This is a genomic window from Campylobacter sp. RM5063, assembly GCF_024723655.1.
Taxonomy (GTDB): Bacteria; Campylobacterota; Campylobacteria; order Campylobacterales; family Campylobacteraceae; genus Campylobacter_D; species Campylobacter_D lari_D.
Genome location: NZ_JANQDA010000001.1, coordinates 144,143 through 152,337, shown reverse-complemented (window position 1 = coordinate 152,337; position 8,195 = coordinate 144,143). Strand labels below are relative to the sequence as shown.

General features: G+C 27.7%; 10 protein-coding genes. 2 read left to right on the top strand and 8 right to left on the bottom strand.

What is annotated here, in order from left to right; genetic code table 11:
- The 8 genes from CAMP5063_RS00905 to rpsU all read right to left on the bottom strand — a co-directional run.
- Nucleotides 1-1,325, bottom strand: a 1,325-nt coding sequence (locus CAMP5063_RS00905; protein WP_337194628.1) for an ATP-binding protein, incomplete at its 3' end; no start/stop codon positions are given.
- An 8-nt stretch (nt 1,326-1,333) separates the two neighbouring features.
- Nucleotides 1,334-1,813 (bottom strand): hypothetical protein, encoded by a 480-nt coding sequence (locus CAMP5063_RS00900; protein ID WP_337194627.1) that lies wholly within the window; start codon nt 1,811-1,813, stop codon nt 1,334-1,336.
- A complete protein-coding gene (locus CAMP5063_RS00895; protein ID WP_337194626.1) occupies nt 1,810-2,301 on the bottom strand; it encodes a YajQ family cyclic di-GMP-binding protein in 492 nt (163 codons plus the stop codon). The genes CAMP5063_RS00900 and CAMP5063_RS00895 overlap by 4 nt, the downstream gene beginning before the upstream one ends.
- Entirely contained in the window at nt 2,291-3,223 is a 933-nt protein-coding gene (locus CAMP5063_RS00890; RefSeq protein ID WP_133319060.1) for a D-2-hydroxyacid dehydrogenase, read from the bottom strand. The genes CAMP5063_RS00895 and CAMP5063_RS00890 overlap by 11 nt, the downstream gene beginning before the upstream one ends.
- 3 nt (nt 3,224-3,226) lie before the next feature.
- Entirely contained in the window at nt 3,227-4,399 is a 1,173-nt protein-coding gene (locus CAMP5063_RS00885) for a glutathionylspermidine synthase family protein (RefSeq protein WP_263728404.1), read from the bottom strand.
- 11 nt (nt 4,400-4,410) lie between these two features.
- Nucleotides 4,411-5,031, bottom strand: coding sequence for a UPF0323 family lipoprotein (locus tag CAMP5063_RS00880; RefSeq protein ID WP_133319062.1), 621 nt, complete (start codon nt 5,029-5,031; stop codon nt 4,411-4,413).
- 76 nt (nt 5,032-5,107) lie between these two features.
- Nucleotides 5,108-5,713 carry a LysE family transporter gene (locus CAMP5063_RS00875; RefSeq protein WP_263659242.1) on the bottom strand — a complete coding sequence of 202 codons (606 nt, stop codon included), beginning with the start codon at nt 5,711-5,713 and terminating at the stop codon, nt 5,108-5,110.
- A 43-nt stretch (nt 5,714-5,756) separates the two neighbouring features.
- Entirely contained in the window at nt 5,757-5,969 is a 213-nt protein-coding gene (gene rpsU / locus CAMP5063_RS00870) for a 30S ribosomal protein S21 (RefSeq protein ID WP_002780697.1), read from the bottom strand.
- A 185-nt stretch (nt 5,970-6,154) separates the two neighbouring features.
- Between rpsU and ccoG the strand changes: the two genes are divergently transcribed.
- Nucleotides 6,155-7,528: a cytochrome c oxidase accessory protein CcoG gene (ccoG, locus tag CAMP5063_RS00865; protein ID WP_337194625.1), complete on the top strand. Its 1,374-nt coding sequence runs from the start codon at nt 6,155-6,157 to the stop codon at nt 7,526-7,528.
- A 1-nt stretch (nt 7,529) separates the two neighbouring features.
- The gene (locus CAMP5063_RS00860; protein ID WP_133319065.1) at nt 7,530-8,153 is read left to right on the top strand and encodes a TetR/AcrR family transcriptional regulator; all 624 of its coding nucleotides are present in this window, start codon (nt 7,530-7,532) and stop codon (nt 8,151-8,153) included.
- Nucleotides 8,154-8,195: the final 42 nt, after the last annotated feature.

The window sequence follows — 8,195 nt, the reverse complement described above, 5'->3', positions numbered from 1 at the left end:
TTGTGCATTTTATCAGCACCGCCACTACTTTCTACCCTAGTACTTAAAAATTGATCAGCTTCATTTAAAAGCAAAATAGGACTTTGTTTGCTTGTTTGACAAAGCTCTTTATAAGTATCAAAAATTTTTCTTACATTTTGCTCGCTCTCGCCCACATATTTGCTTAAAATTTTAGAACAATCAAAACTCAAAATAGATTTTTTCATAGCTTTTGCCATACTTAGCGCACTCATAGTCTTACCCGTGCCAGCAGGACCATAGAAAATTATCTTAGCTTCTATATTTTTATTTGTTTTTATACCCCATTTATTTAATCTTTCCAAAACCTTTTTATCTTGTTGTTTTAATATACTTTCCAATAGATCTTTAGTGCTTTGGGGCATAATAACATCATCTATATTAATATTTGGCTCAATTAGCTCAAAAATATCTTGTTCTTTAACTAAATTTTGAAGTTTAATTTTTTTATTCTTCTTTGGTTCTTTAAAATTAATAATTCTTTGTAAAATATCATCACTTAAATAAAAAATCTTAGTTATATCACCCAAAGAATTAACAAATTCATCATATTCTAAAAGATTTGAACTAAGTAGCTTAGAATCTTCTTCTAGTAAGACTTTGTTTTCTTGTTTTTGAACATCATCTTCGCTAATTAAATGAAGTAAAAAATTAAAATCTCTACTATAAGAATTTTCAGTATTTAGCAAATACTCTTCTTTTAATAAACTAATAAATATCAAACATTCTTTATCGTTTAAAGCATACTCTTTAAAAATATCTGCCAAAACATTAGAAATTTTACTCTTTTTTAAACGCTCTTTAATATATGCTTCAAATATAGCTATATCTTTTTTAATATTCTTACTTTGAGAGCTTTTAGCAAAAAAACGCAATCTTTGATATAGCTCGATTTTAAAAAATTCATCTTTTAAATATGCAATATGATCTTCATAAATTTGATCTTGCATAAAATCTTGTATAGTTTTATTTTCTAAAATTTGTAAAAAAACCTCACTTAAACTTAACTCGCATTGTAACAAATTTAAAAATAAACTTGAGTTTTTACTCGATTTAAAATCAGAAAAAATTTGAATAATAAAACCTTTTTCTATAAGATTTTTAAGATCTTTTAAATGATCTAAATACTCATATTCATCATTTTTAAAAACTTCACTAAGAAGATTATAGGCATTAATGCTTACATTTGCTTGTAAATAATTTTTACACAAATGCTTTAAAATTAAAATTTCATCTTCACTGCATTGTAAGTTTTTATAAATATTGCTTTTAAAAGTATCATTAAGAAAAAGTTTTAAATCTTTCATATTTTCCTTTATATTGATTTTATGCTAAATTTAATTTTAGATTTTTTGTCACTAAAACTCATATTTTTATCACAAACCTCATAAAAAATATCATAATTTTTGCTTATAATATTTTGAGTAAAACCACAAGAAGTGATTTGCTTATTTTTCCCATAAAAAATAGGTTTTTTGTAAATTAAATCTTGCAAAAAATCATCATAATATTCATAATTAAAAAATCTTTTATTAAAAAAAGTTTTTGCATAACATACACCATTAATGCAAATTTTATCCATGATTTTTAACTCAAGTAAAGCCTTAGAGGCACTATAAAGCTCTAAACTTGTAAAATTTTTTCCCTCATATAAAAAGCCATAATCAGCAAATCTAAATTGAGGGGTTTTTAAAACAATATAAGCACTTTGTGATTGTGTTTTACTTTTTAAAGCACAAGAGCTTAAAAAAACACACACAAAACACAAAAAAACTATTTGAAGTAACTTTATCATTTAAGGTTTTTAAAACTAAGATTAAGTTCTAAATTGAGCTCTTTTACTATTTTCATCACGCTTTGTAAATCATCAATTTGCTTACCAACTACGCGAATTTCATTACCTCTAATGCTTGAAGTTACCTTTAGCTTGCTATCTTTTATAGCTTTATTAATCTTCTTAGCACTATCAGTATCAATAGCATCATTAACTTTTAAATTCAATCTAAAATTTGCTCCACTCTCCCTGTTTAACTCTTTAATACCATTAGGGTTAATCCCTCTTTTGATAAGTTTTGAAATAACAATATCTTTTAGCACTTCAATTTTTGCTTCACTTGAACAAGTAAGCTTATAAATACTTTCTTTTTCATTTAGCTCTATTTCACTTTTAATACCTTTTAAATCATATCTGCTATCAAGCTCTTTTTTAGCTTGCTCTAAAGCATTTTTTAGCTCTTGTTTGTCAATTTCCCCACTAATGTCAAAACTATGTTCATTTGCCATTTTCTATAAACTCCTTAAGATTATTAAATACGATTTGGACTAAATTTTGTATGGATTCTTCACTAGCCCATGCAACATGTGGAGTGATAATTAAATTTTCTTTATTTTTTATATTAAGCAAAGGATGATTTTCAACCATAGGTTCTATTTCAAGTACATCAAGCCCTACTCTAATATTTTTTTCATCCATAATTTGAGCTAAATCTACTTCATTAATAATCCCACCACGACCTACATTAATTAAAATGGCCTCATCTTTTAAAAGCATTAATTCTTTCTTATTTAATAAATTTTTTGTTTTTTCATTTAAAGGTGCATGGATACTTATCACATCAGAAGTTTTTAAAAGCTCTTCAAGGCTTACTTTCTCATATGTATCATCATTATTAACCCCTGAGGTAGAATAATAACAAACATTTGCTCCAAATATTTGCGAAGCCTTAGCTACCTCTTTACCTATAACTCCAAGCCCTATAATACCATGTTTTTTTCCTGTTAGAGTATGTAAAGTTCTACTAAAATCAGTGAATATTGGGCTTTTTACCCAAAGCCCTTGTTTGGTCCATCCATCATAATATGGGATTTGATTTAAAAAAGCAAAAAGCAAAGCAAATGTATGACTTAAAACACTTTTGGTAGAATACCCAGCTGCATTTTTTACTATTATACCTTTAGAATTTGCATAAGCTACATCTATATTATTTACCCCTGTGCCAAGCTGCAAAATGAGCTTTAAATTGGTGTTATCTATAACTTCTTGATCAATGATGACTTTATTTATCATCACAACTTGTGCATCAGATATTCTTGAGATAACCTCATCTTTAGATGTAAGTTCATAACTTATAAATTCCCCAATACTTTCAAAAGCTGTTAAATCAGCTCCACCTAAAGTAGCAGCATCTAAACATACTATTTTCATTTTTTATCCTTTAACAATGTGCCCTACAAATTTAGAATAATTATCAAGCACCAAACCACCTTTTCTAAAACCTAAACCACAACCCTCATAAGCAAAGAAAACTCCTGCTTGATAATAATCATTTTCATTTTGATTAAACTCAGCAAATTCTTGATACACAAAACGATTGTTTTGATAATCTCCACTTGTTTCAAAACTTATATCTCCATTAGCTTCTATAATAGAAACATTTGCTCCTTCTCTACCAAAAACAGGCTTTTTAACACATTTTTTACCCACTAAAGGTTCATCACTTGTTTCAAGCAATAAAGGATGATTTGGATAAAGCTCCCATAAAATTTTCATTATACCCTTGCTTTGAAAAAGTAAAGTATAAGCAGGATTTAAAATAATTGCTTTTTGATTTTGCATAATTTGAGTTAAGAGCATAGCAAGTTCACCCTCTTCTATAGCTATACTTTCCCAAGGAATGAGTTTGAAAAAATACTCAAAATTTACATTATTTTTAAAAATTCCTTCGGGTGAAAATTCTACCTCATCAATATAAGAAAATTCACTCTCAAAACCAGCTTCACTAGCAATGTGTGCTAAAAGTTTTGTTGTAATCATATCCTCATCACTACCTGCAATTGAAGAAAACAATATTTTCCAACCTTCATAATATTTTTCAAATTCACTTACATCTTCTTCTAAGGTTATAAGTCTTTTAAAATTATCTCTTAAAGCTTCATATATATTATTAAATTGCGAGCTTTCATCTAGGTTGTTTTGCTTTAAAATAGCCCATTGCAAAATAGCACTTTCAAATAAAGATGTTGGAGTATCAGCATTAAATTCTATTAGTTTTATAGGCTTACCATCAAGCCCACCTGCTAAGTCAAACCTACCATATAAATGCCAATGCACATCATTTTCCCAACTCATCTTAATCGCATCAACCAAATTAAAAGGAATTCCAAGCTCGTCAAAACGATCATTATCAATCACTTCTTGCGCAGCAGCTACAAACATATCATAAAGCTCATTAACTGCTTCGTAGTATGCATTTGCTTCATCTTCCCTTACGCAAACTAAATTAGAATCTAAATAATCACTTCCATCATTATCCGTATGCCATGAAAAACCTATTTGCTCTAAATAAGATTTTTCTAAAGGATTTACTTTTAAAAAATTCATTTTTTCACCTTTTAAGAGCCAAAAGAATTTGTAGAGCTTGAAGTAGCTTTAGAGCCACCACCAAAAAAGCCTGATTTTTTTGCATTTGATCCTGAAGTAGCACTTGTACTTGCTTTATTAAAGCTATTTACACTTCTTTGATAAGCACTTTGATTTGAAAATGCTCCTCTTTGTTGATTTGCAAAATTTTGATTGTTAAAAAGCTTTGAACCTATCCAACTTCCCAAAATAGCTCCAGCCGCACTCGCAAGCAATGTCTCGCCTAAAGAAAGCCCACCGCTACTCATTTGAGCATTGTTTGGATTTGTTAAATTTGAAGTACCATTGTCTATTTTAGCAGCTTCTTCTTGGATTAATTTATCCATTTCTTCTTTGCTTAAAACCCTTTCAGTTCCATCAAGTTGTTTTAAGACTACCCTAGTTTCATCACTTGGAAATTGATCTTTGATTTTGTATTGATTTGGAGCGGTTTCTTCAATAATAACAAAGGCCCCTTGAGTATTTGCCGCTTGACTTAAAGCGTTATTGCTAGAATCATTTGTATTATTACTACATGCACTTAAAGCACCTGCACTAATTGCAGCAATACCACTTATCATACTAAGTTTGAGTATAGTTTTAATGTGTTTCATAATCTTTCCTATAAAAATTTATAAATTTAACTTAATAAGATTTTAACAAAAAAAGTATTAATAAAAATTAATTGTTTTAGTTTATCATAGTCATTAAATTACTACTTAAAATAAACACAGCAAAAGCAAAAAATATAAAAGCACTTAGATAATCAATAAGTTTTAAATTCTTTTGATAAATTCTTACCATAAATGGTTTAGAAAATAATAAAGAAATCAAAGAAAAATAAATTATAGTTTCTAAAATCAAAACAAATATCAAGACTATCAGCATCCATCGCATTTGTGTAAAATCAAAACTTGCAAAAACACTGGCGAAATAAAAAATTGCTTTAGGATTAGATAAATTTGTAATCATTCCACTTAAAAATGCAGATATATAAGTTTTTTGAACTTTAATTTTGTCATTTTTTGTATTCTTGTAAATCTTAAAAGATAAATACAAAAGATAAAATGCTCCAAAACTTGATAGTATAATTTGTAAAAATGGGAATTTATGAAAAACGACATTTAATCCGAGTATAGAAAGTATAATCCATATACTAACAGCTAAACTTACTCCCAAGCTTGCCTTTAAAGCACTTTTAACCCCTTCTCTTAATGCATATGAACTTACTAAGAAAAAATCAGGTCCTGGTAAAATAAGTCCGAAAAAATGAATAATTATAATCCAAAAAAACATAAATATTTTAACGAAGAAAGCCGATTTCTCGGCTTTTTTGGTATTAGAGTCTTGACTCGTAGCGTCTAAGCATATAAAGTCTTTTAAGCATTTTTTTGCGTGCTGAAATTTTTTGTTTTTTGCGAATTTCAGTCATAGGCTCAAAAAATCTTCTAGCGCGAACTTCAGTAACAACTAGATTTCTATCTACTTGCTTTTTGAATTTTCTATACGCTTCATCAAAAGACTCATTAGGATGTACCTTGATTCCTGGCACGACCCTCACCACCTTTCTTTAAATAAATTTTAAAATAAAGATTATATCATAATTTTCTTGAAAATAAAACTTATTTTTGTAATAATTATATAAATAAAAATTAAATATAAATTATTAATTAAGACAAAGTTTGATTTAATTTTTCTAATACTACAATATAAAGAAATATTTCTAAGGAAAATAAAATGAATGCTCACATCACAAACTATACTAAAAAAAGATATATAGCTTATATCATTTCTATGATTATTTTTATAGCACTGCCTTTTATAAAAATAAATGGAAATCATTTCTTTTTATTAAGCTTTGATCATAAAAAACTTAATTTATTTTTTATCGCTTTTGATACTCAAGAGCTGTATTTAATGCCTTTTGTTATCATGGGTATATTTTTAACTATACTTTTTGTTACTACTTTAGCAGGAAGAATTTGGTGTGCTTGGAGCTGTCCTCAAACTATTGCTAGAGTTATTTATAGAGATCTTTTACAAACAAAAATCTTTAAAATTCATAAAAGCACAACAAATAAACAAAAGCAAGTCAGTGGATTTTTCGTCAAAAAAGCTTTAAGTATTGTGATTTTTTATCTTTTTTCATTGTTAATGATGAGTGCATTTTTATGGTATTTTGTACCACCTGAAGATTTTTTTACATACATTCAAAATCCTGCTGATCATTTATTGCTTTTAGGGATTTTATTTTGTGCTTCTTTGGTTTTTACTTTTGATATAGTATATTTGGGTGAAAAATTTTGTGTTTATGTATGTCCTTATGCAAGAATTCAATCTGTAATGTTTGATAATAACACCGTTCAAGTAATATATGATGATAAAAGAGGAGGTGCGATTTATGATGGACATACCAAACTTTATCAAAAGCCACCACAAGGTGAATGTATAGGATGTGAAGCCTGTGTAAAAATTTGTCCTACACATATAGATATACGCCAAGGAATGCAACTTGAGTGTATTAATTGTCTTGAATGTGCCGATGCTTGTTCAAAAGTTCAAGCCAAATTTAATCGTCCTAGCTTAATTAATTGGACTAGTGCAAAAGCTATTGAAACAAGGGAAAAAGTAAAATATTTTAGATTTAGAACTATTGGATATTTAGTTGTTTTGTGTGGTGTTTTTGTGGCTTTAGTTTTAATGGGAAGTAAAAAAGAAAATATGCTTTTAAATATCAACCGTTCTAGTGAGCTTTATCAAATCAGAAAAACCCATGATGGAGAATTAATTATTAGTAATGCTTATGTATTTTTATTTCAAAACACCGATAATAAAACTCATGAGTATTATTTTGATGTGAAATTACAAGGCATTGAAGATGGCTTAGAAATCATTAGACCTAAAAAATCTTTTAAACTAAAAGCTGGCGAAAAAGATAAACATATAGTTGTTTTAAAAGCTACTAAAAAACTAGCCGATAATGATAGAAAAGACACTGTAATACCATTAACCATCAAAGCCTATGCACTTGATGATAAAAATATTGTCATATTACGCGAGAGCAATTTTGTATATCCTAAAAATTCTATCATAGAGCATAAAAAATACTAAAATGAAAAAAAGAATTTCTTCAAAATCTCAAGCAAGGCTTGAAAAAATCAAACAAATCGCTGCGGAGTCATTTTTAAAAAATGGCTACGAAGCAACTAATCTTAAAGATATTATCAAACAAGCTGGTGGATCTTTTTCTTGCGTATATGAGCATTTTAAAAGTAAAGAAGGTTTATTTGAAGCGGTTTTAAATGATTTTGCAGAAAATCATTTTTTAGCTATTTTAAAAAAAAATATGCGACTTTCACCTGATGCTAATTTAGAAGAATTCTTATATCAATTTGCAAAAGCTTATTTAGGGATTTTTAACGACACCAAAACTATAGCTATAGTAAGACTTTTGTATTCTGAAATTTATAATGAAAAATTTGATTTTGGAAAATGGTTTAAAGGAAGCAATAGAAAAGAAGTAGAATATGTTCTTCGAAAAAGATTTGAAGAAGAAAATGAAATTTTAGCTCAAAATGCTGAATTTTTAAGTTATACTTTTTGCGCTATGCTTAGAGGGACATTTTTTATACAAAGCACTTTTGAAAATAAAGTTTCAATGAATAAAAAAGAACAACAAAGCCATGCAAAAAAAATCGTAAAGCTTTTTACTCAAGGTCTTGTTAATTTTAATTAACTAAAGATTGATAAAATAGTATTTATTAATTTTGTAATATAA

Excerpts from the sequence above, each read along its gene's own strand:
- CAMP5063_RS00900 (WP_337194627.1), bottom strand. The coding sequence starts at position 1,813 with ATGATAAAGTTACTTCAAATAGTTTTTTTGTGTTTTGTGTGTGTTTTT.
- CAMP5063_RS00895 (WP_337194626.1), bottom strand. The coding sequence starts at position 2,301 with ATGGCAAATGAACATAGTTTTGACATTAGTGGGGAAATTGACAAACAA.
- CAMP5063_RS00890 (WP_133319060.1), bottom strand. The coding sequence starts at position 3,223 with ATGAAAATAGTATGTTTAGATGCTGCTACTTTAGGTGGAGCTGATTTA.
- CAMP5063_RS00885 (WP_263728404.1), bottom strand. The coding sequence starts at position 4,399 with ATGAATTTTTTAAAAGTAAATCCTTTAGAAAAATCTTATTTAGAGCAA.
- CAMP5063_RS00880 (WP_133319062.1), bottom strand. The coding sequence starts at position 5,031 with ATGAAACACATTAAAACTATACTCAAACTTAGTATGATAAGTGGTATT.
- CAMP5063_RS00875 (WP_263659242.1), bottom strand. The coding sequence starts at position 5,713 with ATGTTTTTTTGGATTATAATTATTCATTTTTTCGGACTTATTTTACCA.
- ccoG (WP_337194625.1), top strand. The coding sequence starts at position 6,155 with ATGAATGCTCACATCACAAACTATACTAAAAAAAGATATATAGCTTAT.
- CAMP5063_RS00860 (WP_133319065.1), top strand. The coding sequence starts at position 7,530 with ATGAAAAAAAGAATTTCTTCAAAATCTCAAGCAAGGCTTGAAAAAATC.